This is a genomic window from Bradyrhizobium murdochi (assembly GCF_000472965.1).
GTDB classification, from domain to species: domain Bacteria; phylum Pseudomonadota; class Alphaproteobacteria; order Rhizobiales; family Xanthobacteraceae; genus Bradyrhizobium; species Bradyrhizobium murdochi.
In genome coordinates, this window is record NZ_AXAU01000019.1 from 98,240 (window position 1) to 124,831 (window position 26,592).

The following is a 26,592-nucleotide window of genomic DNA, read 5'->3' on the forward strand; positions in this document are numbered from 1 at the left end:
GGCATCGGCTGTGGAAGACATCGGTATGTTTCCGTTGACAACCGGTTGGCAACTTCCCCGCTCGGCTGTGGACAGGCGGTAGAAAGATGCGACATGAAACTTGCTCAAGTTTGAACGAAACGCCCATTCCCAATCGTATCCTTCCCCGCTTTCGCCAGGTTCTTCAATGACTTCTCTCGCCCCCACACATCGCGTCCATTTTGCCGTCGGCGACGAGCACACAGCCAAGGGCGTCGTCGACGCCCTGACCGAGGTTTTTTTTGAGGGCCAGGCGGCAATCGCCGCGTTCGAACGGCCGGATGGCCGATGGGACGTCACGGTGCATTTTGGCGAGCCGCCCGATCAGCCGCTGGTCCGCGAACTCGTGGCCAATGCGGCCGACGCGGAAATCGCAGCCGGCATCGCCTTCGACACGGTCGAGGCCAAGGATTGGGTCAAGGCCAGCCTCGAGGACCTGGTTCCCGTGCCCGCCGGGCGCTTTGTGGTCCACGGCCAGCATGACCGCGACAGGATCTCGCCCAACAAGCTTGGCATCGAGATCGAGGCGGCGCTGGCCTTCGGCACCGGCCACCACGGCACCACGCGCGGCTGCCTTCTGCTGCTCGATCATGTTCTGAAAGCCTGGCGCCCGCGCCGCGTGCTCGATCTCGGCACCGGCACCGGCGTGCTGGCGATTGCGGCGGCGAAAGCGCTGCACGAAAAGATACTGGCCAGCGATATCGATCCGCCCTCGGTGCAGGTCGCGCGCGACAATGCGCGGCTGAATGTATCGGGACATCTTGTGCGGGCGGTGCGCGCCACCGGCTTCTCGGCGCCGCAATTTGCCCAAGCCGCGCCGTTCGATCTGGTGCTGGCGAATATTCTGGCCAATCCGCTGCGGCAATTGGCCGGGCCGATGGCGCGGCATCTGGCGCCGTCCGCGCTGGTCATTCTCTCAGGGCTTTTGACGCATCAGGCGCCCGCCGTCATCGCCGCCTATCGCGCCCGCGGGCTGGTTCCCGTGCGGCATCTGCGCATCGAAGGCTGGAGCAGCCTCCTGCTGCGCAAGGAATTCTAATCCGCTGGTCTCTGCCGGTTGCGGGCGATCACGCCCTTTTCTTTCTTCAACGACCGCTTGACGCGCGCTTCCGCGAACCGGTCGAGGATCTGGACGATGACGCCGCGCTGCTTCTTGTTGGCGACGGGCGGCGCGGGGCCGCGACGTTCCGGCGGTGAAATCTTCTCAAACGTGAAAGCAGGCATGGTGTATCCCCTCTTCGTTGAGTTGAAACACTCCTGGAGCTTCTCCCGGTATCTTGAGCTGAGCGGCTACACCGCAATCCGCTCCGTCCGACTAGCGCGGACCGACATATTGAAGCACAGATTATGCCAAATTGTGGCGGAGACTGCCGCATTGCGGACCGCTCCACCCAACCCTAAAGTGACCAGGCAATGTTCGAAGCCCATTTCCAGACATTCGAAGAACCCGAAGGCGGCGTGGCGCTGACCGCGCGGCTGGCCCGCTTCCGCGAGGAGCTGGCGCGGCGGAAGTTAACGGGATTCGTGGTTCCGCGCGCCGATCAGCAACAGAACGAATATGTCCCGGCCTCCGAAGAACGGCTGGCCTGGCTGAGCGGCTTCACTGGTTCGGCAGGCATGGCGATCGTTCTGACGCGCGATGCCGCGGTTTTCGTCGATGGCCGATATACGCTGCAGGCCGTCAAGCAGGTCGACCGCAAGGCCTGGCAAATCGAGCCGCTGGCCGATCCGCCGCCGGAGCAGTGGCTGACCAAGCACCTTGCGGCCGGCGACCGCCTCGGTTTCGACCCGTGGCTGCACACGTCGGCGGCAGCCGAGCGTCTGGCCGCCGCCTGCACCAAGGCGGGCGCGGAACTGATTGCGGTCGAAACCAACCCGCTGGATTCGATCTGGACCGAGCGCCCGGCCCCGCCGCTCGGCCGCGTCACCACTCACGGCGTGCAGTTTTCCGGCGAGATCGAAGCCGAAAAACTCAAGCGCATCCGGCTGGAGATCAACAAGCTCGGCGTCGACGCGCTGGTGCTGTCGGACAGCCACGCGGTGGCCTGGACCTTCAACATCCGCGGCGCCGACGTCTCGCACACACCGCTGCCCTTGTCCTACGCGCTGGTGCCGAAGGACGGCCGCCCCACCATCTTCATCGACCATCGCAAGCTGTCCAACCTGACGCGCGACCACCTCGAACAATCCGCCGATGTCCGCGAACCCGACGCATTGGTGCCTGCTCTGGCTGAGCTTGCGCGCAGCGGCGCCGCGATCGCGCTTGATGCCGCCACCGCCGCGGATGCACTGAGCCGGCTGATCGCAGGCGCCGGCGGAAAACCGGTACGCGGCAACGATCCGGTGAGCCTGTTGAAGGCGGTGAAGAACATCACCGAGATCGAGGGCACGCGGACCGCGCACCAGCGCGACGCGGTGGCGCTGGCGCGCTTCCTCGCCTGGATCGACCGCGAGGCGCCGTCGGGCGCGCTGACCGAAATCGACACCGTCGAGGCCCTGGAAACGTTCCGTCGCCAGACCTGCGCGCTGAAAGATGTTTCGTTTCCGACCATCGCCGGCACCGGGCCGAACGGCGCCATCGTGCATTACCGCGTCACCCGCAAGAGCAACCGGCGAATTTCGCCCGGCGATCTGCTGCTGATCGATTCCGGCGCGCAATATGAGGACGGCACCACCGACGTCACCCGCACCATCGCAATCGGCAATCCGACCGACGAAATGCGCGATCGTTTCACCCGTGTGCTGCGTGGGCACATCGCGATTGCACGCGCGGTGTTTCCGGACGGCACCACCGGCGCGCAGATCGACTCCTTTGCGCGACAATTTTTGTGGCAGGCCGGCCTCGATTTCGAGCACGGCACCGGCCACGGCGTCGGCAGCTACCTCTCGGTGCATGAAGGCCCGGCGCGCATCTCGAAACTCGGCACCACGCCCCTGAAGCGCGGCATGATCCTCTCCAACGAGCCTGGCTACTACAAGACCGACGCCTACGGCATCCGGATCGAGAACCTCGAACTCGTCATCGGCACCGATATACCCGGCGCCGAGAAGCCGGTGAACGCGTTCGAGACGCTGACGCTGGCGCCGATCGACCGACGTCTGATCGACGTGAACATGTTGAGCGCGACGGAGCTGAAGTGGCTCAACGACTACCACGAGCGCGTCAACCGCGCGGTGCGCCCGCACCTCGACGACAATGCCACGAAACTGTGGCTGGACGAAGCGACGGCAGCGCTGCTGCCGATTTGATCCGTCATTCCGGGGCGCGTCGAAGACGCGAACCCGGAATCTCGAGATTCCGGCTCTGGCGCGCGCGGTACCCCGAGGCCCACCTCTACAGCGATACGGCGCGGGTGCCGGACAAAAAATCGCGAAAACAACCCCATGCAAAGTAGAATCCAGCGGCCCAGCCTCTTACCCGCCTCCCCAATTCAGCATGGCCGCATGCCAAAACATCCCTGTTCGCGCTGAGCCATCTGGTTAAGAGTCCGATCCAAGCAAAACAGGATCTGAACTGAATGCACGGCGTCGTGGGCAAGCCGCCCGACGCGGCGGCGAATGCCGTCGCGACCTCAAAGATCATGCTGCTGATGCTGGTGGCGATGACCGGCGTCGCGCCGATCTCGCTCTACATGCTGGTGCCGGCGCTGCCCGTGCTAGCGACGATGTTCGGTGGTGACATTTCCGTCGTACAGATGACGGTGTCGCTCTACATGGTCGGCATCGCCTGCTCGCAGCTCATCATGGGACCGCTGTCGGACAAGTTCGGACGCCGCCCGGTGCTGCTCGCGGGCCTTGCGCTGATGGTGGCGGCGAGCGTCGGCTGCTCGTTGGCGCAGACGCTGCCGCAACTGATTGCCGCGCGTTTCCTGCAGGCGCTGGGCGGCGCGACCGGCATGGTGGTGAGCCGCGCCATCATCCGCGACCTCTACAGCCGCGACCGCATCAGCTCCATGATCAGCCTCGTGGTCGCCGTGATGATGATGGCGCAGATGCTCAGCGCGCTGGTCGGCGGCCTCCTGGAGACCGCGTTCGGCTGGCGCGCCATTTTCTATTTCATCACGGCGGCTTCGCTCGGCGTTGCGGTCCTGATCGCGCTGGCGCTGCCCGAGACGCGCGGCGAACGCAGCGAGAGCAGCAGCTTCCGCGGCGACGTCGGCAAGCTGATCCGCAGCCGCGCCTTCATCGGCTATGTGCTGTGCCAGGTGCTGGCTTCCCAGATTATTTTCATGTTCGCCGGCGGCGGACCTTACATCGTGGTGACGCAGATGGGCCGAACCACGGCCGAATATGGCGCGTGGTTCGCGACGACGGGATTTGCCTATCTGATCGGCAATGTGTTCTGCGTCCGTTTCGCGCCGCGGCATTCGCTGGAGAAGCTGATCTGGTTCGGGCTCGCGGTGCAATTCGGCGGCGCCCTCTTGAACCTCGTATTGAGCATTGGCGGGATCAACCAGGCGCCGCTCTGGCTGTTCGGCACCCAGATGATCGTGATGGTCGCCAACGCCTTCGTCATGAACAACGCCGCGGCCGGCGCCATCAGCGCGCGTCCTGAGGCCGCCGGCACCGCCTCCGGCGCGATGGGGTTTCTGCAGCAGGGCATCGGCGCGCTGGTCTCGCAATTCGGCGCCTATCTCGGCGGCCACTCCACGACCACGCTGCCGCTGACGGCGGCGATCTTCGCGCTGTCGATTGCCTGCATCTCGGTGATGTTCTTCATTGTGCCGCGGCGAGACGTCGTGGTCAGCGAGGAGCTGATGAAGAAGGCGGAGGAGGAAGAGTCGGGGATGTTGTGACCCGACGTCATTCCGGGGCGGCTCGAAGAGCCGAACCCGGAATCTCGAGATTCCGGGTCTGGTCCTTCGGACCATCCCGGAATGACGGTGCCTCAAACGATCACGCTGTGCTTCAGCCGTCATTGCGAGCGAAGCGAAGCAATCCACTTATCCGCTTGCGGCGCCATGGATTGCTTCGTCACTTCGCTCCTCGCAATGACGGTGGGAGAACGCCCCTCACTCCCCGATCAACTTCAACCACTCATCTTCGGTCAGCACCGGCACGCCGTGCTTCTTGGCCTCCGCGAGTTTTGAACCCGCGCCCGGCCCCGCAACGACGTAGTCCGTTTTCTTCGACACCGAACCGGCGGCCTTGGCGCCCAGCCGCTCGGCTGTGGCCTTGGCTTCATCCCGCGTCATCTTTTCCAGCGAGCCGGTGAACACCACGGTCTTGCCAGCGACGGCCGAATTGCTCTTGGGCTTCTCGGCGTCAATGATCTCGCTGAGCTCCTTGACCAGCCGCTCGACGATGCCGCGGTTATGGCTTTCACCGAAATAGGCGGCGACGCTCTTGATCACGGTGTCGCCGATCTGGTCGAGCGCATCCATCTCGGCGATGGTGTCCTCGTCACCTTTGGCGATCTTGAGGCAGGCATCGTGGAAGGCGTCCCACGAGCCGTAGCCGCGCGCCAGCGCCAGCGCGGTGGTCTCGCCGACATGGCGCATGCCGAGGGCGTAGATGAAGCGCTCCAACGAAATGCGGCGGCGGTTCTCGATCGCGGCGAACAGGTTGCGCACCGAAGTTTCGCCGTAGCCCTCGATCTCCTCGAGCTTCAGCCTGGCGTTGCGTTTCGGCAGCGTGAAGATATCGGCGGGCTCCCGCACCCATTCGCGGTCGAAGAAGTACTGAAGCTGCTTCTCGCCGAGCCCGTCGATATCGAACGCCCGGCGCGACACGAAAAGTTTCAGATGCTCGATCTTCTGGAACGGACAGGCGAACTCGCCGGTACAGCGGGCGCGCGAACCTTCCTCACCGGTCGCCGTCTCCTCGCGCACCACGTCGGTATGCAGCGGGCACGGGCACTTCTTCGGGAAGTGAAATTCCTTGGCGTTCTTTGGCCGCTTGTCGATGACGACATCGACCACCTGCGGGATCACATCGCCGGCGCGTTGGATCACGACGGTGTCGCCGAGCCTGATGTCACGGCCCTCGCGCAGCACTTCGCCCTTGTTGCCGATACCCTTGATGTAGTCCTCATTGTGCAGCGTGACGTTCTGCACGATCACGCCGCCGACGCCGACCGGCTCCAGCTTGCCGACCGGCGTGAACGAACCGGTGCGCCCGACCTGGATATCGATGTCGCGCAGCACCGTCATGGCCCGCTCGGCCGGGAATTTGTGCGCGACGGCCCAGCGCGGCGTGCGCGAGATAAAACCGAGCCGCTCCTGCCAATCGATACGGTCGATCTTGTAGACGACGCCGTCGATGTCGTAGTCAAGCTCGCCGCGCTGCTCCTCGATCTCGTGATGGAACGCGATCAAGTGCTCAACGGAGTGACAGAGTTTTGTCAGCGGATTGGTCTTGAAGCCGCAGCGCTCGAACCAGTGGATCATGTCGGTTTGAGTCTTTTCGGGCATCGCGCTCATCTGGCCCCAGGAATAGGCGAAGAAGCCGAGCGGGCGCGAGGCGGTGATGGAGGGGTCCTTCTGACGCAGCGAGCCTGCAGCCGAATTGCGCGGGTTTGCAAAAATGGTATCGCCTGCGGCCTTCTGGCGCTCGTTCAGCGCAAGGAACGCCTTCTTGGTCATGTAGACCTCGCCGCGCACCTCGCAGATATCAGGAACGTTGCGGCCTTTCAGCTTCTGCGGCACGTCCTCGAGCGTGCGGATATTGGCGGTGACGTCCTCGCCTTCCGCGCCGTTGCCACGGGTAGCTGCGGTAACGAGTTCGCCACCCTCATAGCGCAGCGACATCGACAGCCCGTCGATCTTCGGCTCGGCGGAAAAGTTGATCTTGTCGTCCGGCAGCTTCAGGAATCGCGTGATGCGGCCGATGAAGTCCAGCACGTCCTGTTCGGCAAAGGCGTTGTCGAGCGACAACATCGGCACCGCATGGCGGACCTTCCTGAAGCGGCCCGATGGCGTCGCGCCGATCTTTTGCGATGGCGATTCCGCTGTAACGAGCTCGGGAAACCGCTTCTCGATCGCATTGAAGCGCTGCCGCAGGGCGTCGTATTCGGCATCGCTGATGCTGGGCGCATCTTCCTGGTAATAGCGCTTGTCGTGCTCTTCGAGCTCCAGCGCCAGCCGCATGTGCTCCACCTTGGCCTGCGCCTTGGTGAGTTTGCCGACGTCGGTAAGGGCTTTTGTTTTGGATTTTGCTATCATGCTGGAAGCTAAGTCCCCGTCATTCCGGGGCGCGCGAAGCGCGAACCCGGAATCTCGAGATTCCGGGCTCGATGCGGCGCCTCGCCCCGGAATGATTAGTTGTAAATAGGCAATCTGCGATAGTCATGAGCTACTACGTCTATATCATCGCAAGCCGCAGAGATGGAGCAATCTACATCGGCGTGACCAATGACATTGTGCGCCGGATCTATGAGCATCGAACGAAGGCCGTGGCCCGGCTTCACTTCCCGGTACAATATCACACGGCTGGTTTGGTTCGAAATCTACGACGACCCGATCTCGGCGATTTCTCGTGAGAAAGAACTGAAGAAGTGGAAGCGGAGCTGGAAAGTCGAGTTGATCGAGAAGGACAATCCGCAATGGAATGACTTGTACGAGTCGATCTGCAACTGAGTTCGTCATTCCGGGGCGGTCCGTTAGGACCGAACCCGGAATCTCGAGATTCTCAGGGGCGCAAGGGCGCCCCATAGTTCGATGCTTCGCATCGCCCCGGAATGACGGCTAGGAGGCCGCCCTCAATAGCCGTTCCGCCGCGGCCCGCGCTTCCGCCGTGATCTCCGCCCCCGCCAGCATGCGGGCGATTTCCTCGCGGCGGTGGTCGGCGGCGAGCGCGTTGACGCGGGTGGCGACGCGCTTGCCCTTGTCGAGCGCGTCCTTGGAAATCAGCAAATGCTGGTTGGCGCGTGCCGCGACCTGCGGCGCATGCGTCACCGCCATTACCTGAACCTGGCCGGCGAGCCGCGACAGCCGCGCGCCGATCGCATCCGCCACCGCGCCGCCGACGCCGGTATCGATTTCGTCGAACACCAGCGTCGGCGCGGAGCCGCGATCGGACAACACAACCTTGAGCGCCAGCAGGAACCGCGACAGCTCGCCGCCGGAAGCGACCTTCATCAATGGTCCCGGCTTTGTCCCCGGATTGGTCTGAACCCAGAACTCGACGCGGTCGATGCCCTGCGGCCCAGGTGACTTCGCATCGGTGTCGACCTGCGTCATGAATTTCGCGCGATCGAGTTTCAGCGGCGCGAGTTCGGCGTTCACGGCCTTGTTGAGTTTTTCGGCGGACTTGCTGCGGGCTGCAGACAGCTTCGCCGCCGCCGCGCCGTAGCGCTGGTCGGCCTCGGCAGCCGCCGCTTCCAGCTTCTTCAGCCGATCCGCGCCGGCGTCGATCAGTGCGACGTCGGAGACGAATTTGGCCGCCAGTGCCGCCAGTCCATCGACCGGAGTCGAATATTTGCGCGAGGCGGCGCGCAGCGCAAACAGCCGCTCCTCGATCCGCTCCAGCTCGGCCGGATCGAAATCGGCCGCAACCAGCGCGGCGCTGAGATGCTGGTCGGCCTCTTCCAGCGCGTTGATCGCGATGTCGATCGCCTTCACCGCCGGCTCGACCAGCGCCGGCGAATTGGCGGCGCGGCGCTCGAGGCGGCGCACGGCCGCCGCCAGCGCCGGCACCGGCGAGTTGTGGCCGCCAACCGCCTCCTGCGCCTCACGCAGGTCGCTGGCGATCTTCTCGCCCTGCATCATGGTGGTGCGGCGTTCGGCGAGCGCGGTCTCCTCGCCGTCCTTCGGCTTCAGCGCTTTGAGTTCGTCGGCGGCGTGACGCAAATAATCCGCCTCGCGCGCGGCGCGTTCCATGCTGGCGCGATGCTCGTCGAGCGCCTGATTGGCGGTGCGCCGCGCCTCCCACAGCGTCTCCAGCGCGGCGACTTCTTTTTCCAGCCCGGCAAACGCGTCGAGCAACTGCCGGTGCGTCGAAGCATCGACCAGCGCGCGCTCGTCATGCTGACCGTGAATTTCGACCAGCGCCGCCCCTACCGCCTTCAGGGTCTGCACGCTGATCGACTGGTCGTTGATGAAGGCGCGGGTGCGGCCGTCAGCGAGCTGCACGCGGCGAAGAATCATTTCGCCGGTGTCGTCGAGGCCGTTCTCGGAAAGGATCGCTGTCGCGGGATGGCCCTTGGGAACGTCGAAGCTGGCCGTCACCTGGCCCTGCTCCGCGCCATGGCGAACCAGGCCCGCATCACCGCGGCCGCCGAGCGCCAGCGCAAAGGCATCGAGCAGGATGGATTTGCCCGCGCCGGTTTCGCCGGTCAGCACCGCGAGGCCACGGGAGAATTCGATATCGAGCCGTTCGATCAGGACGATGTCACGGATCGACAGACGCGCCAGCATGCGAAGTCAATTCCTAGTGGTCCGGTTCTAACATTCGCTCCCCGCCGGGGAGCCACTTTTGCGAATGTTAGAATCAAAAGGACCACTAGCAAATATCAAGCTGGTAGTGGAGCTTTATGGATTTGACATTCGCTTCACGAAGTCGCGGCAAGTATCGAGCGAATGTCAAATCCGCTCCACTACCCGAGACCCAACTTCTTGAAGGCCCTGGAAATATAGGACCCCTTGTTCTCGCTCGGCTCGAGACCGCCCGACTTTACAAGATTATAGGCGTCCTTGTACCAGCGGCTGTCAGGAAAATTGTGCCCAAGTACGGCTGCCGCCGTCTGCGCCTCGCCGACGATGCCGATCGCCATATAGGCCTCGGTGAGTCGCGCCAGCGCTTCCTCGACATGCCGCGTGGTCTGGTAGCGAGTGACCACGGTCTTGAAGCGGTTGATGGCGGCGGTGTAGTCGCGCCGTTCCATGTAGTAGCGGCCGACGTCCATTTCCTTGCCGGCGAGCTGGTCGCGCGCGCCTTCGAGCTTGGCCTTGGCGGAGTTGGCGTACTCCGAGGTCGGATATTTGCGAATCACCTCTTCCAGCGCCGCGATCGCCTTTTCGGTGCGGCCCTGGTCGCGAGAGATGTCCGGGATCTGGTCGTAATGCGAAGCCGCAATCAGATATTGCGCGTAGGCCGCATCGGGGCTGCCGGGATGCAGCGTGACGTAACGCGTCGCTGCGCCGATGCAGCTATCGTAATCGCCGGCATTGTAAAAGGAGTAGGCCGACATCAGGAGCGATTTGCGTGCCCAGTCGGAATAAGGATGCTGGCGATCGACCTCCTCGAATTTCTTGGATGCCGCCTTCAGATCCTTGCGCTGGTTCATCAGGTACAAGCCCTCATTGTAGAGCTTGTCCGCCGGCTCCTCGTTGAAGGTGTCGTCCTTTTGCGTGAACTTGTCCCAGAGCGCGCCGGTGCCGCAGCCGCTCAAGGGAATGGCAAGCACGATCAACCCTGCAGCCAGACGTAGCGAGCGTCCGGCGCGAGCGAGGCTGGAGCGCCCGAGTGATTGGCCTGATTCGAGCGTCATACGCTGTGCCGACATGGAATTTGTGACCTGACGCCCCGTGATGCGACTGATGAGTGAGCCCGCCCGTCCGTGAACCGCAGCCATGGACGTCATATTCCCCGTGCCCCAAATTTCTTGAGCCCAATACGCTCGGTGCCCAATTCTTTAAGGCCCGTGGCGCCTTGTGGTGCTACCGCGGGCTTCTCTAGCCGAAAAATGGTCCTCGACCAACCGAATACGCAGCCAATTCGCCCGGATTAAGGCGGCTGAACGGCCACGTTACCACCGTGGTTACCACGGAAAACGCGCCCAAGCGGCGCAAAACAGCTCAAAATTCAGAGCTTTTGCAAAGACGAAAGTCAGGAAACGTCGGGACCATAGGCCGGGGCTATCATGCCGCCCACCATGCCTGCGCCGGCCTCGACATAAGCGCGGGGACGGCGTGCCGGTTCAGCCTCGACCACCCGCCAGGCGCTGCGATCGGCCAACAGGGCGGTCAGCACGGCGTGGTTCAGCTTGTGGCCGCCACGTACTGAACGGTAGGCGCCGAGCAGCGGCAGACCAGCCAGGGTCAAATCACCGACCGCATCCAGCGCCTTGTGGCGAGCGCACTCATCGCTGAAGCGCAGCCCTTCGGTGTTCAGCAGGCGGGCTTCGTCGAACACCACCGTGTTCTCAAACGAGGCACCACGCGCATAACCGGCGCTCCAGAGCCGCGCGACGTTGTTCATGAAGCCAAAAGTCCGGGCGCGGGAAATCTCGCGGCGGAAGCTTTCGGGGCTGAGATCGATGGAATATTTCTGGCAGCCGATCATGGCGTTGTTGAAGTCGATCTCGACCTCGACGCGAAACCCGTTGCCATGCGGGCGCAACTCGCCAAAACTGTCGCCGATCGCAACCTGCACCGGCTTGAGCACCTGAATGAAGCGGCGGGAGGCCGACTGGGTGACGATGCCGGCCTGATCGATAGCGGCAACGAAAGCCGCCGCGCTGCCGTCCATGATCGGAACTTCGGGGCCGTCGACTTCGATGATGGCGTTGTCGACACCCATGCCGCGCAGGGCAGCAAGGACATGTTCTGCGGTGGAAACCAGCGGACCTTCGCGGTCGCCAAGAACGGTAGCAAGATCGGTGGCAGTTACGGCGGCGGCTACTGCGGGAACCTCACGATCGGCTTCGTCCAGGCCGGTACGGACAAAAACAAAACCCGCATCCACAGGAGCAGGTCCAAGCGTGAGGCTGACAGGTAATCCGGAATGAACGCCAACACCCGTTACGGTGGCTTGCGACCGAAGCGTCGTTTGGCGACTGAATTTCATCGATAACTGCCCACTACCCGACTTAACCTAAAGACGGGAACCGCGCGCTAGCGTCGATTCGCGTTCTAGGCATCCCCAAAGTCACGGCAGACCATAGTCATTGCCCTAAGGCGCACAACTCACGCTTCTTTACGGATTGTTACCCTATCTCTGCCGCATTCGCGCCAAGGGTTAACCAAACTCCGACGCGGCCGGACGCTGTTCGAGCTTCGATACCTGATCACGAAATGGATAATTAATGATTTAAAATCAGTTGGTTGGCGCGTCCGCTGGACCTCGGCACTAGGCCAAAGAGAAGGGCCCCGACCGTTCCAGCGGGGCCCCTTGGATCACCTCGATTGTAACAAAAGCTCAGTTGGCCTGGCGTCGGAGGAAGGCCGGGATATCAAGATGGTCGTCGCCCTGTGGCGCCGGTGCAACAGGTGCCGGGCGGCCATGGGCGTCCAGACCCTGCGGCGCCGAGCGCTTTGCATACTCCGATACCGGCTCGTGATTCGCCATTTGCTGGGCGACGGTGCGCTGCGGCTTGCGTTCGGGCAGCGGCGGCAGCGGCGCCATCGACGGGCCCGAGGCACGTGCCGCGATCGGCGGCTCGGTCTCTTCGTCGCGGCGGCCGAGGCCGACATTGGCGAGCCGCTGCAGCAGCGACAGCCGCGTCTTCTGCGGGTGCTCCTCCTCGGGCTCGCCGCGAGCGTGCCGGATCTCGGCCTGGGCGGGCATCGGGAGGTCCTCGAACTTCGGCATCCGCGGCGTGCGGGCCGGCGGACGTTCGGCCGCCTGCGGGATGAAGGTTTCAGGCGCCGGCGCCTCCGGCTCGACGCGGGCGGCCTCCTTGTGATCCGGGAACAGCGTCGGCTTTTGCGCGATCGGGCGAACCGTGACGTCGCCGTAGGAGGCGGGCTGGATCGGGGCCTGTTGCGGCGTCTCAACCGCCGCAGCAATCGCGGCAAGCGCCGCGCGCTCGACGTTGCCGCGCTGTGCCGGCGTAGCGGCAGGAGCCGGTGCCGGAGCACCTGCCTGCTGCGCAGCCGCCGGCTCGAGCTTCTGGGCGCGTTCGGCCAGGCGCGCATTGTCGGCGCGCAGGCGAGCGGTCAGTTCGGCCAGCCGGTTGTCCGGCGAAGACGGCGTGGCAGAGGCGGTGGTTGCGGTGGTGGTGGCAGTGGCAGCGGCGGCGGTGCCCGCGTTGCGCGCAATCTGCGACTGGTCGATGCCGGTCGCGACCACGGAGACGCGGATGATGCCGTCGAGCGATTCGTCGAAGGTGGCGCCGACGATGATGTTGGCGTCCTGGTCGACTTCCTCGCGAATCCGCGTGGCGGCTTCGTCGACTTCGAACAGCGTGAGGTCCTTGCCGCCGGTGATCGAGATCAACAGGCCGCGCGCCCCCTTCATCGAGGAATCATCGATCAGCGGGTTGGCGATCGCAGCTTCGGCCGCGGTCAGCGCGCGCTTCTCGCCGGTCGCCTCGCCGGTGCCCATCATCGCCTTGCCCATTTCCCTCATCACCGCCCTTACGTCGGCGAAGTCGAGATTGATCAGGCCTTCCTTCACCATGAGGTCGGTGATGCAGGCGACGCCCGAATAGAGCACCTGGTCGGCCATCGCGAAGGCGTCGGCGAAGGTGGTCTTTTCGTTGGCGACCCGGAACAGGTTCTGGTTCGGGATGATCAGCAGCGTGTCGACCACCTTGTGCAGCTCGGCGATGCCGGACTCGGCGGTGCGCATGCGGCGCTGGCCTTCGAAATGGAACGGCTTGGTGACGACGCCGACGGTGAGGATGCCCATGTCGCGCGCGGTCTTGGCAATCACCGGAGCGGCGCCGGTGCCGGTGCCGCCGCCCATGCCGGCGGTGACGAACACCATGTTGGCGCCCGAGAGATGGTCGCGCAGCTCGTCGATCACTTCCTGCGCCGCCGCCGCGCCGACATCAGGCTGGGACCCCGCGCCGAGGCCCTGCGTCACCTGGGTGCCCATCTGCACGATGCGCTGGGCCTTCGACATGGTCAGCGCCTGCGCGTCGGTGTTGGCGACGACGAAATCGACCCCCTGCAACCCGGCAGTGATCATGTTGTTGACGGCATTGCCGCCTGCGCCACCGACGCCGAAGACGGTAATCCGCGGTTTCAGCTCGCTGATGTCAGGGGGGGTCAGATTGAGTGCCATGGTTGCCTCTCTACGACGCGCGCGTTGGTTCGCCCCGGCCGGCGGCCGCGGGATTTGGTGAAAATCGTTTGGTCACAGGACCGGTCATCAGAAGCCCTCGCGAAGCCATCGTCCGACCTTTCCAAAATAGCCGTCTGTCCCTGTCTTGAGCTGCCGCGTATGCCGCGGTTCGACGTGTTCAAGATGAGCGTATTGTGGATAGACCAGGAGGCCGGTGGGAACCGCGAACGAAGCGCTCTTGGCCTCGTTGGGCAGCCGGCCGAAACCGAGCGGACGGCCGATCCGGACCGGCCGGTTGAGAATGCGCGTGGCAAGTTCGACGGTGCCGGTGAGCTGAGAAGCCCCACCGCTCAACACAACCCGCGCCCTCGGCTCTGCCGCAAAGGGGGAATCCGCGAGCCGGTCCCGGACCATTTCAAAAATCTCCTCGGCGCGATGCCGGACGATGTTGGCAATCGTGGCGCGCGATACGATCTGCGGCGCATCGTGTTCCTCGCCCGCAGTCGGTACAGACATCAGCTCGCGCGCGTCAGACCCGCCGGTCAGCACGGTGCCATATAACGTCTTGATTCGCTCGGCATCCGCAATGCATGCGCCGACGCCGCGTGCAAGATCCATTGTCACGTGCTGCCCGCCGAGCGCAAATCCGCTCGCATGCACGAAGCGGCCGCCGGAATAGGTCGCAATCGTGGTCGATCCGGCCCCCATTTCGACCACAGCGGCGCCGAGATCGGCCTCGTCGTCGGTCAACACGGACAGGCCTGCGACATAAGGACTCGCCGCCATGGCTTCGACGTTGAGGTGGCAGCGCTCGACCACCAGCATCAGGTTGCGGGCGACGGTGGCATCCGCCGTCACGACTTGCATGTCGACGCCGAACTGCCGCGCGACCATGCCGCGGGGATCGCGGATGCCCTTGACGCCGTCCAGAGCGTAACCGACCGGGAGCGCGTGCAGCACCGTGCGGCCCTCGCCGGTAGCGTGGCGCATACCGGTGGAGGTCACCCGGGTGACATCATCAGCGGTGACCGCGCCGCCTCTGATGTCAGCAGCGGCCTCGACAAGCTGCCCCTGCAGCCGGCCGCCGGAAATCGACAGCAATATTGATTCAACGCGGACCTTGGCCATGCGCTCGGCCAGCGCCACCGCCTGCCGCACCGCCTGCTCGCATTCGGCGAGATCGACCACGGCGCCCGCCTTGACGCCGCGCGACTGGATCTGGCTGTAGCCGATCAGTTCCACCGCGTGGGTACGGCCGCGCAGCGCGTCGCTCGGCGGCGACGGCTTCAGCCGCGCAATCATGCAGGCGATCTTGCTGGTGCCGATATCGAGCGAGGCCACCATCGCCGTACGCTTGTGGTCGACGGGACGTGTCTTCGGGGTCTGGTTGCGATCGAGGCCGGTCATGCTGAATCACCGGCCTTCTTCTTGGTCTTCTTGTCCTTGAACAGTTCTTCGCGGGCCTTGGCCGCGTCTTCCGACAATTGCACCGTCAACCGGTCCGGCAGACGCATGTCGATGGCGACGATGTCGCGCGAGAACAGCTTGTCCTCCTTGTCGAGCTTGCTCAACATGGCAAGCGCGTTGCCGACGTCGTTCTCCGGCAAGCGAATGTCGAGGCCGTCCTTCAGCCGCAAATTCCAGCGCCGTTCGCCGACCAGGATTGCAGCCTTGGTCACCGAGCGGACCTGCGGATAGCGATCGAGCAGCGCGAGGAAATCACGGGCCCTGACATCGGCGCCCTTGCCGACCACCAGCGGCAGCGTCACGAAGCGGCGCGATACGTAGGGCTCCAGCACCGCGCCGTCCTCGGAGATCACGGACAGCCGGCCGTCCTGCTGCCACAGCGCGAACGCCGTGCGCTCGACGATGTCGATCTGCAACTGGCCAGGATACAGCTTCAGGATGGTCGCGTCCGCGATCCACGGATTCGCCTTGAGCTTGTCGCGCAGGATGGCGGCATCGAGGAACAGCAGCGATGAGCGGCCGTTGACGCCGCCGATCGCGAGCACCTCGTCCTGGCTCAACTGCTTGCGGCCATTGATGGCAACCTCGGTGATGCGGAACCCGGCTGAATTGGCCAGCGCGTTGCGGGTATCGCTGACCGCAACCATGAATTCGTCAACATGACCGCCCTTGACGATCCCAAGACCGGCGCTGCCGAGTAGCATCAGCACGGTCAGGGTAACGCCGAGACGATTCGGCAGATAACGCTCAACTAGACGGACCAGGCGATTCGGCGGCTCGCGATCGATCGTGGGCTTCGCCGGGAGCCGGGCGCGACGACCCAGCCGCTCGCGCAGCAGCACGACCGCTCCAATAGCGGCTGCTTTCAGGTCAGCCTGGGGCCCCACCGATCTCACCGACCGCGTGAGGCGTCCTGCACCATCCATTGCACGAGCCTGTCCAAGTGTTGTTCCCGCAAGCTTTTTGCGGGTCCTGGCCCAGATGACGTCTCGGCGTTGCCGGACTTAAGGGCTGACCGGAACTCGGAACAGCGCACACCCCGGCAGCCAAGCGCCACATGCGCCGCCAGCGTTAACCTTCGGACTTACTGGTAAACAAAGTGTAAAAACGCGGGGGTGCTGAAACGTTTTGGTGCGTCTTTTGAGTAGTTTGCCGGCCAACTGTTAGGATTTTGAAACAATTTTAGTGGTCGGGCCGTGTTCCCCGTTAACGACCGGCCGGGGCCGGTCACACCCGCTCCCGGCTGCGCCGTTCGGCCAAGGCGATCTGGTCACGCAGGAAATCCGGAAACTCGATCCCCTGGGCCTTGAGCGCCTTCGGGTAGAGCGAGGCCGCAGTCAGCCCGGGCAAGGTATTGGTTTCGAGGTAAACCGGCCCATTCGCCGAGACGATGAAGTCGGTCCGGGAATAGCCGCTGCAGGAGAGCGCTTTGTGCGCCCGCAGCGCGTGATCCTGCAGTTGCGCAGTGATGTCAGGAGAAAAGCGCCCCGGGCAGATCTCCTGAGTCGATTTGAGCAGATATTTGGCCGTGTAATCGAAGGTGCCCTCCCCCGGCACAATCTCGATCGGCGGCAGCGACATCACCGTGCCATCCGATTGCTCCAGCACGCCGCAGGTTGCTTCGACGCCGGCTATGAAGGGCTCGATCACATATTCTTCGATTCTAGCGGCGTTGCGGACCGCGACCAGGTCCTGGTTGGCGTTGACGAAGATCAGGCCGTAGCTCGAACCGTCTCGCGCCGGCTTTGCGATCAGCCTGCCGTATTCGGCAAACGCTGCGTCAAGGTTTTCCAGGGCGACGCCGGCCGGAGCCGCGACACCGGCAATCGCCACAAACCGTTTCGCCGCAACCTTATCAAAAGCGAGATTCGAAGACGCCGAGCCCGATCCAGTGAAGGGAATGCCGCGCATTTCGCACATCGCCTGCAGCTCGCCGTTCTCGGCACGGCCGCCGTGCAGCCCGAGCACCAGCACACGGTCTTCCGCGGTCGCCTTGTCGAGCGCCGCTTCCAGCGCGATGCCGCGATTGCCCGGCTTGAATTCATCCTCAAAGGGACGCGAATGCTCGAGCAGCGCCTTCGAACTGACCTCGTGAACGGTATCCGCCACATGCCAGAACCAGAGATCGGCTTCCGGCAACGCGCGGTGCAGCGCCTGCGCGGTCGCCACCGAAACCAGCCGCTCTTTATTGGTGCCGCCAAAGAGAATGGTCGTTCGCATGCTGCCTCGCTACCCCGCTGCTTCGTCATTCCGGGGCGATGCGAAGCATCGAACCCGGAATCTCTCTCTCCCATACCACTTCGAGATTCCGGGTTCGCGCTGCGCGCGCCCCGGAATGACGACTATGCGGAAATCCCGATCCGCTTGATTTCCCAGTGCAGCTCGATTCCAGAATTCGCTTTAACGCGCTCGCGCACGGTTTCGCCCAGCGTTTCAATATCATGCCCGGTGGCGTTGCCGGTGTTGATGAGGAAATTGCAGTGCATTTCCGAGACCTGCGCCCCGCCGACGCGAAGCCCGCGGCAACCGGCGGCGTCGATCAGTTTCCACGCGCTGTTGCCGGGCGGATTCTTGAACGTGGAGCCACCGGTCTTTTCGCGAATCGGCTGCGCGGTTTCGCGATGGCTCTGCACCTCGTTCATTCGCGCGCGAATGGTTTCGGCGTCCGTGATCTGCCCGCGAAAGCGCGCAGAGGTGAAAATGACTGAGGGGTCGACGCCACTGTTGCGGTAGACGAACTTCATGTCGGCATTGGAGAAGACATGCTTCGTGCCGTCACGGCCGATGCCGGTCGCCTCGACCAGCACGTCCTTGGTCTCGCTTCCATTGGCACCGGCATTCATCCGCAACGCGCCGCCGATGCTGCCGGGAATGCCGAAGAAGAATTCCATGCCGCCAATATTTGCGGCTGCCGCCGTTTCCGCCACGCGCTTGTCGAGCGCAGCCGTGCCCGCGCTCACGATATCGCCCTCGGGCCTGGTCTCGCCAAACGCCCGCGGCGACAAGCGGATCACCACGCCCGGCATACCGCCGTCGCGCACGATCAAATTGGAGCCGACGCCGACGACATAGACCGGCAATTCCTTCGGCAGCAGCTTTAAGAAATACGCGAGATCGTCTTCATCCGCCGGCGTGAACAACACCTGCGCCGGCCCGCCGACGCGAAACCAGGTCAATTCTGCGAGCGACTGGTTAGCCAACAGCCGCCCACGTAATTGCGGCAGCGCGGCTTTCAGATCGGGCGTGATGTCGGGAAAGGTCATGTCGCGCCAATCGCCTCGCGATATGATTTGAGAACGTATCGCGTTTCGGCTTGCACCAACGCCCGGGGCTTACCCCTCTCCCCAACCCTACCCCGCAAGGGGGGAGGGAGCCTGAACAGCGTGCTCACCTCACGGTGTCCGAAGGCTTCTCCGGAGTACTTTCCAGTTCGCGGTGGAATAGAGCAAGTGAGGGACGCGCTGGCGGCAGGGCTCCCTCCCCCCTTGCGGGGGAGGGTTGGGGAGAGGGGTGGTGGCCGCACACGCTGACGTTCATGGCTACACTCCACTGCGACAGTAGTCATCATCACCCCAACGCCTTCAATTCGCTGGGCAGTGCGTAGGCCCATTGCGTGATGTTGCCGGCCCCTAAGCAGACGACGAGGTCGCCGGGGTTGGCGATGCCGCGGACGACTTTTGCGAGTTCCGTCGAACTCGGCAGCGGAATCACCTCGCGATGGCCATGCGCGCGCAGGCCGAGCACAAAATGGTCGCGGTCGATACCTTCGATCGGCGCCTCGCCGGCCGGATAGACTTCCGCAACGATGACCGCATCGGCATCGTTGAAGCAGGTACAAAATTCCTCGAACAGCGATTGCAGGCGGGTGAAGCGGTGTGGCTGCACCACGGCGATGATCTTGCCGCCATAGGAATCGCGCGCGGCCTTCAATACCGCGGCGATCTCGACGGGATGATGGCCATAGTCGTCGATCACGGTGACGCCGTTCCACTCGCCGGTGCGGGTGAAGCGCCGCTTGACGCCGCCGAATGCCGCGATTGCCGTGCGGATCGCTTCGTCGGAGATGCCGAGTTCATGCGCCACCGCAATCGCTGCCGTCACATTCGACGCGTTGTGCCGGCCCGGCATCGGCAACACGATGTCCGTTATCTCGTGGGTGGCCTCCGTCTTGCGGTCGCGGATCGCAATCTTGAACTTCGATCCGCCGGCGATCGGCGTCAGGTCCATCAGCCGCGCATCGGCCTGCGGGTTTTCGCCGTAGGTGATGATGCGGCGATCCTCGATCCGGCCGACAATGCTCTGCACGACCGGGTGATCGATGCACATCACCGCAAAGCCGTAGAACGGCACGTTCTCGACGAAATTGCGGAACGCGTCCTGGATCGCCTCGAAGGTCTTGAAATGATCGAGATGCTCAGGATCGACATTGGTGACGATGGCGACGTCGGTCGGCAGTTTCAAAAACGTGCCGTCGCTCTCGTCGGCTTCCACCACCATCCAGTCGCCCGCTCCCAGCCGCGCATTGGTGCCATAGGCGTTGATGATGCCGCCATTGATGACGGTCGGGTCGAGATTGCCGCCATCGAGCAGCGCCGCGACCATCGACGTCGTTGTGGTCTTGCCATGGGTGCCGGCAATCGCGACGCAGCTTTTCAGCCGCATCAGTTCGGCCAGCATTTCGGCGCGGCGCACCACCGGGATGCGCTGGGCGCGGGCCGCCATCAGTTCGGGATTATCGCGCTTGATCGCGGTCGAGACCACGACCACGTCGGCGCCGTCGACATTCTCGGCGCTGTGGCCGACCGAGACCTTGACGCCCTTCTCCCGCAGCCGCGCGACATTGCCGCTTTCGGAGGCGTCCGAGCCCTGCACGGTGTAGCCGAGATTGACCAGCACTTCGGCGATGCCGCTCATGCCGATGCCGCCGATCCCGACGAAGTGAATGGGTCCGATCTCGCGCGGCAGTCTCATGAGTACGTCCTTGGCCGTCGTCGCCCGCCTTGTGCGCAATTGCGCACTGGGGCGGGGCGATCCAGTGTTCCGCGAAGCCAGTATTCCGAAGAGCCAAGGCTCAAATCAGGCGCCGCAGCTTACTGGATGCCCCGCTTTCGCGGGGCATGACAAGCGCTTTTTGGGCCGACGTGGACGTCAAGTTCCCGCCGTTTTCATCACCAAATCGGCCAGCCGTTCCGCGGCATCGAGCCGGCCGACCTGGCGGGCAGCGGCAGCCATCGCGGTCAGCCGGGCGGGCTCGGCGGCAAAGGCAGAGATCTCGGCGGCCAGCCGGTCGGGGGTGAATTCTCCTTGCGGAATCCGCAAAGCGCCGTCCACCTTCGCCAATACGCCGGCATTGGCGAACTGGTCCTGGTCGATCGCCCCTGGCAACGGCACCAAAATCGACGGCCGGCCGATCGCGGCGAGTTCCGCCACGGTGCCAGCGCCGGAGCGCGAAACCACGAGATGGCTGGACGCCAGCCGCGCCGGCAGGTCGGTAAAGAACGGCGCGAGCTCGGCCTTGATCTGGAGCCGGTCGTAGATCGCCCGCACCCGCGCCATGTCTTCCTCGCGCACCTGCTGCGTCAGGGCGATGCGGCTCCACAGCACCGGCTCGAGCCGTTCGATCGCGCCCGGCACGATGTCGCTCATCACCCGCGCGCCCTGGCTGCCGCCGACCACCAGCAAGCGCAGCGGCCCGTTCGGTTCCGGAGACGCAAACGGCTGCGCGGCGGCGGCAAGAATCGCCGGGCGCATCGGCGTGCCGACGGTAGTCGCCTTTCCCGCGAGCGAGGGATCGCGATCGAGCACGCCGGGCAGCGAGGTCGCGATCGCATTGACGCGCTTGGAGAGAAAGCGGTTGGCGCGGCCGAGCACGGCGTTGGCATCATGAATGATGCCGGGCACGCCGAGCAGCCGTGCCGCAATCAAAGGCGGCAGCGTCGGATAGCCGCCGAAACCGACCACGGCCGCGGGCTTCAGCCGCCGCACCAGGTTGAGCGCTACGACCGTTCCGTAGCCGAGCATGATAATGGTGCGTGCCAGCGACAACGGATTACGGCCGCGCACGGTCTCGCTCGGCACCACGTCGATATTGTCGCGGGTAAAGAGCCCGCTATAGCGCAGCGCGCGGGCATCTGTTGCAAGCCGCACGCGCAGGCCGCGCTTGATGAGCTCAACCCCGAGCGCTTCAGCGGGAAACAAATGGCCGCCGGTGCCGCCGGCAGCCAGCAGAATGAGAGGCGTAGTGTCCATGGCTTCAAATAGCCGACGCCGCGGCGCTAGTCACGCCCTCAGGCGTAGCCGCGCGCCACGCCGGCCGCGTTCATCGATTCCACTTCGGTGCGCGGGCGCTGCCGCGTCAGCGCCAGCATCATGCCGACGCCATAGGCCAGCGAAATGATCGACGAGCCGCCATAGGAGATGAAGGGCAGCGTCATGCCCTTGGCGGGGATCAGTTGCAGATTGACCGCCATGTTGATGGCAGCCTGCATGCCGAACAGGATCGCAAGTCCCGACGCCGCAAAGCGCGAGAACATGTCCTCGCTCGCGTAGGCCCGCGTCAGCGTGCGGATTACGACGAAAGCGAACAGCCCAACCAGCGCCAGGCACAGGATGATGCCGAATTCCTCCGCCGCCACCGCAAATACGAAATCGGTGTGGCTGTCCGGCAGGCTGCGCTTGGCGATGCCTTCGCCGGGGCCGAGCCCGAACCAGCCGCCGTTCCAGAACGCTTCCATTGCCATGTCGACCTGGAAGGTGTCGCCGGATGCCGGATTCAGGAAGCGCCTGATGCGGCCCGCGACGTGCGGAACCAGCAGATAGGCGCTGAACAACCCGGCCATCGCGACGCCGGCCAGGCCGACCACCCAGATCATCCGCATGCCTGCGATGAAGAACAGCGCGCCCCACACCATCAGGATCAGCATGGTCTGGCCGAAATCCGGCTCCATCACCAACAGCGCCACCAGCGTCAGCAGCAGCACCATCGCCATCGAGGTCGCCGGCATTTCCGGCCGCTTGGTCGATTCCGCAAACAGCCAAGCCGCCATCACGACGAAGGCAGGCTTGGCGGATTCGGAAGCCTGGATGTTGACGCCGAGCAGCGTGATCCAGCGCCGCGATCCCTTCACCTCGGCACCGAAGACGAGCGTCGCGACGATCAAGAGAACGCTCACCACGAACACCAATAGCGCAAGACGGCGGATCTGCCTGGGCGACAGGAACGATACCCCAATCAGCACCAGGAGAGACGGCAGCAGGAACAGCATGTGCCGGCTGAAGAAGTGGAACGGATCGAGCCCGATCCGCGTCGCCACCGGCGGGCTCGCCGCCAGCGACAGGATGACGCCGCCCAGCATCAGCGCCATGATCGCGCCAAGCAGCAGCTTATCCACGGTCCACCACCAGTCCGAAAACGGGGTGCGTTGGTCACGGGCGAGCATGGGCGTTCCCAAAATGGCAGAGGTAACGCCCATTGGTGGGGCAGGATGGTTTATGGGGGGTTAATGAGATGGGTAACTTTTGAGAAAGCGCGCTCTCGCGCCTCACAATAAGTCGTCATACCCGCGAAGGCGGGTATCCAGTACGCTGCGGCTTCTCGGTTCAATCACCAGCGTCTCTGGAATACTGGGTCACCAGCCGGAGCCTGTCATCGGGCGCGCATTCGCGCGACCCGTTGGCGGGTGACGACAGTTGATAGGTGGAACGAAGCGATAGCCATCATTTTATTCTTGTCTCGGCTGCGATCAGCTCTTTGCCGTCCATGGTCGTGATCGTCAGCCGCACCTGATCGCCGCTGCCGCCGGCAGGGATCGGCGCGGAAATGCGATTTCCGTTGTTCGGGTCGGCTTCCACGGTGTCGTTGAACAATATCGCATCGCCGTACTTCAACGCTACGCGCAACGGCGTGGTCGGTTCGATACTGAAGAATTGAAGATTCACGCCCGAAGCTGCAGCCGAGAAATTGACCAGGATATTCTCGTTCGCATCCGTCACGTCGCTCATGCCGACGGTCGGGCTGTAGGTCTCCGTGACAGACACTTCGCCCCGTGCGGGAAGCTTGGCGCGGTGGAAAAACTGGTCCGACACGCCCGCCCACAATTCGACGTAAGGCCGCGCTTCGCTCGGGTCCTTGCGTGCGTCGGTTTCGTTGGTGAACGACGGAAATCCCCACGTCCACATCTTCAGTCCCCGCGTGACCGTATTGTCGGCGATGCGGATGATCCCCTCCTCGTTGTCGTGATTGATCACACCCCAGAAGTTTCCGCCCTGCATATCGGGCGCCGCGTACGCGATGCCCATTGTCGGCCAGTTCTTGAAGTAGCGCAGTTTTTCGAAACGGCTCTTGCCTGGACCAAAGCTCTCATCACCTTCGGACAGATTGGCCGACCAGGCAGGCGTGCTGTAGGCCTCGATCGGCGCAATGATTTCGGCGCCGCCGGTCGTCTTGGGGTTCTTCGGGTCCGAGCCCGGCGCCAGCGTCGTGCACGTCCAGTACTCGTAATCGATCATCTGGGGTTGCGGATTTTTCAGGACCACGCGCGCATCAAGCGCGGCGCGTTTCGCTTTCAGCGTGACGTAGTAAGTCGCTTCGATACCCGTCGGCCCCTTGAGGAACTGCGTTGGTGCCGCGGAATACGCGACATCATCCTTGAGCGACATCGACACCGTCACTTCGCCGGCACTCTCCTTCACGACCTTAAAGTCCCACGGCTTCAGCCACGTCTTGCCGTGCTCGGGATCCGGGAAGGTGGGGAAGATGCCGCCATACACCATCAGCCAGTCGTAATAAAAGACGCCGGCCTTCATCCCGTAAGGCACGCCTACTTCAGTGCGATAAAGTTGTTCGTGGCCAGTCGGCTTGTAAATGATGGAAAGAATGCGTCCGCCAAATTCAGGCAACAGCGTTACCTTCAGGTAACGATTCTCGAGCACGTAGGTCCTGAACGCACGATCGACGATGGTTTTCTTGTCGAGCGACCCGTCGACGAATCCGTTCTCCGCAGAGGTCGCGTAGCTGACGGTGCTCCAGGTGATCGTGGACTCGCTGAGAGATACGGTGTCGGGCGGCGCCGAATACACGACAGCAGGAAGCGCACCGGCCGCCAATACGACGGCAACCACGAGGCTGATACGGCGATGTCGGAAAGCTTGAATTGCCATTTCCGTGGCCTTCGAACGGACCTGATACCATTCTAGAGTAAAATCTTCACCTATATGGAGGGCGTGTCCACGCAATATCTCCGAAACATGGAAATCACTCTATCTGAAGGGCTTTGACGATGGGCGACGTGACGGAGAATTTGCTTCAGAGCCGATGGTCAGAGTACCAGCGGCTGCTTGCGGTCCACGCGTCTTATGCGGCACTCGTCCGGCTGGCCGAAATGGATAATGTCCTGAGCCAAGAGGGTGCGACTTGGCCGATTCCACACAAGTGGGTAGTGATCGTTCAAAATGAGACGATACCCGATGAGTTATACAGGAAGGCCCTCGCTGAGGCGGAGCAAAATGTCTCGCGCTTGAAGCGGATACTGGGTGTCGGGACCAACTTCACGCATGAGGAGATGGTGCTCGCTATCACCCTCCGCGTTGAACTTCAGTTACTGGCTGAACTTTTATTAAAAAGACGCGGGGCAATCGAGTTTGCCCCCGATTTGGCCGACGAGGATCTCCGAGAAATTTCCAGATATTCCCAGAATGTCTCCGCATTTCGTGCCGCCAAGGCGACAGCAAAGCGAAACTGGGGGATTCCGATCCGGTCTTCTTGGTTTGAGTAAAGGGCACAGGTTTCTTCCTGCCACCCGCCAATTAAGAAGCCCTCACACCACCGGCTTCACGCCGGGCATCGCCGTCACGAGATCGCGGAACGCGGCGCCGCGGATTTCGAAATTGCGGTACTGGTCGAACGAAGCGCAGGCCGGCGACAATAGTACCACGGGATCGACCAGCCCCGACGCCTCGGCATCGCGCGCCGCGTTCGCCACTGCCACATCGAGCGTCTCCGAAATCTCGTGCGGCACGCGCTCGCCCAGCGTTCCCGCAAACTCCTGCGCGGCTTCGCCGATCAGATAGGCTTTTCGGATGCGCGGAAAGTATTCGGCGAGCCCGGTGATGCCGCCCTGCTTCGGCTTGCCGCCGGCGATCCAGAAGATGTCGGCGAACGACGACAGCGCATGGGCGGCGGCATCCGCGTTGGTGCCCTTGGAGTCGTTGACAAACAGCACGTTGCCGCGGCGGCCGACCTGCTCCATGCGGTGCGCCAGCCCTGGAAAGCTGCGCAGACCGTTTTGCAGCGTATCGGTGGAGATACCCATCGCCAGCGCGCAGGCCGAGGCGCATGCTGCGTTCTGCGCGTTGTGCAGGCCGCGCAGCGAACCGATGCCGCCCAGCCTTGCGACCTCGTTGCGCGCGCCGCCGGAGGCCTGCACGACGGTTTCGCGCTCGACATAGACGCCGTCGGGCAAGGGATTCTTCACGGAGATCCGCACCACGCGCCTTCCCGCCTGGTCGAGCCGGTCGGCGATGTTGCGACACCAGATGTCGTCAACGCCGACGATCGAGGTGCCCTGCGGCTGCACGCCGGCAACCAGCCGCGCCTTCACCGCGGCATAGTTTTCCAGCGTGCCGTGGCGATCGATGTGGTCTTCGCTGACATTGAGCAGGATCCCAACGGATGGATCGAGCGAAGGTGCCAGATCGATCTGGTACGACGACATCTCGACCACATGCACGCGTCCCATCCGCGGCGGCTCCAACGAGAGGATCGCGGTGCCGATATTGCCGCCCATCTGGGTATCGTAGCCGGCGACCTTCATCAGATGCGCGATCAGCGCCGTCGTAGTGGACTTGCCGTTGGTGCCGGTGATGGCGACGAAGGGCGCCTCGGGCGCGTGACGGCGGCGCTCCCGGCAAAACAGTTCGATGTCGCCGATCACCTCAATGCCGGCCTGCCGCGCCATCAGCACGGACCAATGCGGCGCCGGATGCGTCAGCGGCGCGCCGGGGGTGAGGACCAGGGCCGAGAAATTCGACCACGATACGGTGCGCAGATCGGCCGTGGTGAAACCAGCCTGCGCCGCCTTGGCGACATTGTCGGCGCTGTCATCGCCCGCGATCACTTCCGCGCCGCCAGCCTTGAGCGCGTGGCAACCCGCCAGCCCCGAACCGCCGAGGCCGAACACGGCGACCGTTTTGCCTGCGAAGGAAGTGATGGGAATCAAG

Annotated in this window: 19 protein-coding genes and 1 pseudogene; 5 read left to right on the forward strand and 15 right to left on the reverse strand. The window is 63.6% G+C overall.

From position 1 onward, the window contains the following. The first annotated feature begins 166 nt into the window (after positions 1 to 166). Positions 167 to 1,057, forward strand: coding sequence for a 50S ribosomal protein L11 methyltransferase (locus tag YUO_RS0128690; RefSeq protein WP_028350361.1), 891 nt, complete (start codon positions 167 to 169; stop codon positions 1,055 to 1,057). Here the strand turns inward: YUO_RS0128690 and YUO_RS0128695 are convergent. Next, the gene (locus YUO_RS0128695; RefSeq protein WP_028350362.1) at positions 1,054 to 1,242 is read right to left on the reverse strand and encodes a hypothetical protein; all 189 of its coding nucleotides are present in this window, start codon (positions 1,240 to 1,242) and stop codon (positions 1,054 to 1,056) included. The two genes, YUO_RS0128690 and YUO_RS0128695, sit on opposite strands and share 4 nt — an antisense overlap. Positions 1,243 to 1,431: 189 nt before the next feature. Here YUO_RS0128695 and YUO_RS0128700 point away from each other — a divergent pair, with 189 nt between their 5' ends. Both YUO_RS0128700 and YUO_RS0128705 read left to right on the forward strand, forming a co-directional pair. Then, positions 1,432 to 3,267, forward strand: a complete 1,836-nt coding sequence (locus YUO_RS0128700; RefSeq protein ID WP_028350363.1) for an aminopeptidase P family protein — start codon at positions 1,432 to 1,434, stop codon at positions 3,265 to 3,267. A gap of 269 nt (positions 3,268 to 3,536) precedes the next feature. Next, the gene (locus YUO_RS0128705; RefSeq protein WP_028350364.1) at positions 3,537 to 4,814 is read left to right on the forward strand and encodes a multidrug effflux MFS transporter; all 1,278 of its coding nucleotides are present in this window, start codon (positions 3,537 to 3,539) and stop codon (positions 4,812 to 4,814) included. 216 nt (positions 4,815 to 5,030) lie between these two features. On the opposite strand, the gene ligA is transcribed toward YUO_RS0128705, so the two are convergent. Beyond that, on the reverse strand, positions 5,031 to 7,181 hold the full coding sequence (ligA, locus tag YUO_RS0128710) for an NAD-dependent DNA ligase LigA (RefSeq protein ID WP_028350365.1): 2,151 nt from the start codon (positions 7,179 to 7,181) through the stop codon (positions 5,031 to 5,033). A gap of 125 nt (positions 7,182 to 7,306) precedes the next feature. On the opposite strand from ligA, the pseudogene YUO_RS41990 reads away from it, so the two are divergent. After that, a pseudogene (locus YUO_RS41990) lies at positions 7,307 to 7,595 on the forward strand (GIY-YIG nuclease family protein). 108 nt (positions 7,596 to 7,703) lie between these two features. On the opposite strand, the gene recN reads toward YUO_RS41990, so the two are convergent. The 12 genes from recN to YUO_RS41995 all read right to left on the reverse strand — a co-directional run bounded on the left by recN (position 7,704) and on the right by YUO_RS41995 (position 24,534). After that, complete coding sequence (recN, locus tag YUO_RS0128720; protein ID WP_028350366.1) at positions 7,704 to 9,374, reverse strand: DNA repair protein RecN; 1,671 nt, start codon at positions 9,372 to 9,374, stop codon at positions 7,704 to 7,706. Positions 9,375 to 9,553: 179 nt separating this feature from the next. Next, a complete protein-coding gene (locus tag YUO_RS0128725; protein ID WP_028350367.1) occupies positions 9,554 to 10,462 on the reverse strand; it encodes an outer membrane protein assembly factor BamD in 909 nt (302 codons plus the stop codon). A 323-nt stretch (positions 10,463 to 10,785) separates the two neighbouring features. Further along, a complete protein-coding gene (gene lpxC / locus YUO_RS0128730; RefSeq protein ID WP_028350368.1) occupies positions 10,786 to 11,745 on the reverse strand; it encodes a UDP-3-O-acyl-N-acetylglucosamine deacetylase in 960 nt (319 codons plus the stop codon). A gap of 351 nt (positions 11,746 to 12,096) precedes the next feature. Then, the gene (gene ftsZ / locus YUO_RS0128735) at positions 12,097 to 13,908 is read right to left on the reverse strand and encodes a cell division protein FtsZ (RefSeq protein WP_028350369.1); all 1,812 of its coding nucleotides are present in this window, start codon (positions 13,906 to 13,908) and stop codon (positions 12,097 to 12,099) included. A gap of 87 nt (positions 13,909 to 13,995) precedes the next feature. Continuing rightward, positions 13,996 to 15,315 (reverse strand): cell division protein FtsA, encoded by a 1,320-nt coding sequence (gene ftsA, locus YUO_RS0128740; protein WP_028350370.1) that lies wholly within the window; start codon positions 15,313 to 15,315, stop codon positions 13,996 to 13,998. Further along, the gene (locus YUO_RS0128745) at positions 15,312 to 16,301 is read right to left on the reverse strand and encodes a cell division protein FtsQ/DivIB (protein WP_028350371.1); all 990 of its coding nucleotides are present in this window, start codon (positions 16,299 to 16,301) and stop codon (positions 15,312 to 15,314) included. Before YUO_RS0128745 ends, ftsA begins: the two co-directional genes overlap by 4 nt. 301 nt (positions 16,302 to 16,602) lie before the next feature. Beyond that, on the reverse strand, positions 16,603 to 17,595 hold the full coding sequence (locus tag YUO_RS0128750) for a D-alanine--D-alanine ligase family protein (RefSeq protein ID WP_028350372.1): 993 nt from the start codon (positions 17,593 to 17,595) through the stop codon (positions 16,603 to 16,605). A gap of 122 nt (positions 17,596 to 17,717) precedes the next feature. Next, positions 17,718 to 18,638, reverse strand: coding sequence for a UDP-N-acetylmuramate dehydrogenase (murB, locus tag YUO_RS0128755; protein ID WP_028350373.1), 921 nt, complete (start codon positions 18,636 to 18,638; stop codon positions 17,718 to 17,720). Between the two features lie 304 nt (positions 18,639 to 18,942). Continuing rightward, entirely contained in the window at positions 18,943 to 20,346 is a 1,404-nt protein-coding gene (gene murC / locus YUO_RS0128760) for a UDP-N-acetylmuramate--L-alanine ligase (protein WP_028350374.1), read from the reverse strand. A 177-nt stretch (positions 20,347 to 20,523) separates the two neighbouring features. Further along, positions 20,524 to 21,624, reverse strand: a complete 1,101-nt coding sequence (murG, locus tag YUO_RS0128765) for an undecaprenyldiphospho-muramoylpentapeptide beta-N-acetylglucosaminyltransferase (protein ID WP_028350375.1) — start codon at positions 21,622 to 21,624, stop codon at positions 20,524 to 20,526. Between the two features lie 38 nt (positions 21,625 to 21,662). After that, on the reverse strand, positions 21,663 to 22,814 hold the full coding sequence (gene ftsW / locus YUO_RS0128770) for a putative lipid II flippase FtsW (RefSeq protein ID WP_028350376.1): 1,152 nt from the start codon (positions 22,812 to 22,814) through the stop codon (positions 21,663 to 21,665). Positions 22,815 to 23,091: 277 nt separating this feature from the next. Beyond that, positions 23,092 to 24,534: a DUF5107 domain-containing protein gene (locus tag YUO_RS41995; protein WP_051379694.1), complete on the reverse strand. Its 1,443-nt coding sequence runs from the start codon at positions 24,532 to 24,534 to the stop codon at positions 23,092 to 23,094. A gap of 119 nt (positions 24,535 to 24,653) precedes the next feature. Here YUO_RS41995 and YUO_RS0128780 point away from each other — a divergent pair, with 119 nt between their 5' ends. After that, on the forward strand, positions 24,654 to 25,148 hold the full coding sequence (locus tag YUO_RS0128780; RefSeq protein WP_028350377.1) for a hypothetical protein: 495 nt from the start codon (positions 24,654 to 24,656) through the stop codon (positions 25,146 to 25,148). A 42-nt stretch (positions 25,149 to 25,190) separates the two neighbouring features. Here YUO_RS0128780 and murD read toward each other — a convergent pair whose 3' ends face one another. Beyond that, on the reverse strand, positions 25,191 to 26,591 hold the full coding sequence (murD, locus tag YUO_RS0128785) for a UDP-N-acetylmuramoyl-L-alanine--D-glutamate ligase (protein ID WP_028350378.1): 1,401 nt from the start codon (positions 26,589 to 26,591) through the stop codon (positions 25,191 to 25,193). Between the last annotated feature and the right edge of the window lies 1 nt (position 26,592).

What these genes read in the sequence shown, in the direction of transcription:
- murB (WP_028350373.1), bottom strand. Translation starts at nt 18,638, where the DNA reads ATGACCTTTCCCGACATCACGCCCGATCTGAAAGCCGCGCTGCCGCAA.
- YUO_RS0128780 (WP_028350377.1), top strand. Translation starts at nt 24,654, where the DNA reads ATGGGCGACGTGACGGAGAATTTGCTTCAGAGCCGATGGTCAGAGTAC.
- lpxC (WP_028350368.1), bottom strand. Translation starts at nt 11,745, where the DNA reads ATGAAATTCAGTCGCCAAACGACGCTTCGGTCGCAAGCCACCGTAACG.
- YUO_RS0128745 (WP_028350371.1), bottom strand. Translation starts at nt 16,301, where the DNA reads ATGGATGGTGCAGGACGCCTCACGCGGTCGGTGAGATCGGTGGGGCCC.
- YUO_RS0128695 (WP_028350362.1), bottom strand. Translation starts at nt 1,242, where the DNA reads ATGCCTGCTTTCACGTTTGAGAAGATTTCACCGCCGGAACGTCGCGGC.
- YUO_RS0128690 (WP_028350361.1), top strand. Translation starts at nt 167, where the DNA reads ATGACTTCTCTCGCCCCCACACATCGCGTCCATTTTGCCGTCGGCGAC.
- YUO_RS0128725 (WP_028350367.1), bottom strand. Translation starts at nt 10,462, where the DNA reads ATGTCGGCACAGCGTATGACGCTCGAATCAGGCCAATCACTCGGGCGC.
- murC (WP_028350374.1), bottom strand. Translation starts at nt 20,346, where the DNA reads ATGAGACTGCCGCGCGAGATCGGACCCATTCACTTCGTCGGGATCGGC.
- YUO_RS0128700 (WP_028350363.1), top strand. Translation starts at nt 1,432, where the DNA reads ATGTTCGAAGCCCATTTCCAGACATTCGAAGAACCCGAAGGCGGCGTG.
- recN (WP_028350366.1), bottom strand. Translation starts at nt 9,374, where the DNA reads ATGCTGGCGCGTCTGTCGATCCGTGACATCGTCCTGATCGAACGGCTC.
- YUO_RS0128705 (WP_028350364.1), top strand. Translation starts at nt 3,537, where the DNA reads ATGCACGGCGTCGTGGGCAAGCCGCCCGACGCGGCGGCGAATGCCGTC.
- ligA (WP_028350365.1), bottom strand. Translation starts at nt 7,181, where the DNA reads ATGATAGCAAAATCCAAAACAAAAGCCCTTACCGACGTCGGCAAACTC.
- YUO_RS41995 (WP_051379694.1), bottom strand. Translation starts at nt 24,534, where the DNA reads ATGGCAATTCAAGCTTTCCGACATCGCCGTATCAGCCTCGTGGTTGCC.
- murG (WP_028350375.1), bottom strand. Translation starts at nt 21,624, where the DNA reads ATGGACACTACGCCTCTCATTCTGCTGGCTGCCGGCGGCACCGGCGGC.
- ftsW (WP_028350376.1), bottom strand. Translation starts at nt 22,814, where the DNA reads ATGCTCGCCCGTGACCAACGCACCCCGTTTTCGGACTGGTGGTGGACC.
- ftsZ (WP_028350369.1), bottom strand. Translation starts at nt 13,908, where the DNA reads ATGGCACTCAATCTGACCCCCCCTGACATCAGCGAGCTGAAACCGCGG.
- ftsA (WP_028350370.1), bottom strand. Translation starts at nt 15,315, where the DNA reads ATGACCGGCCTCGATCGCAACCAGACCCCGAAGACACGTCCCGTCGAC.
- YUO_RS0128750 (WP_028350372.1), bottom strand. Translation starts at nt 17,595, where the DNA reads ATGCGAACGACCATTCTCTTTGGCGGCACCAATAAAGAGCGGCTGGTT.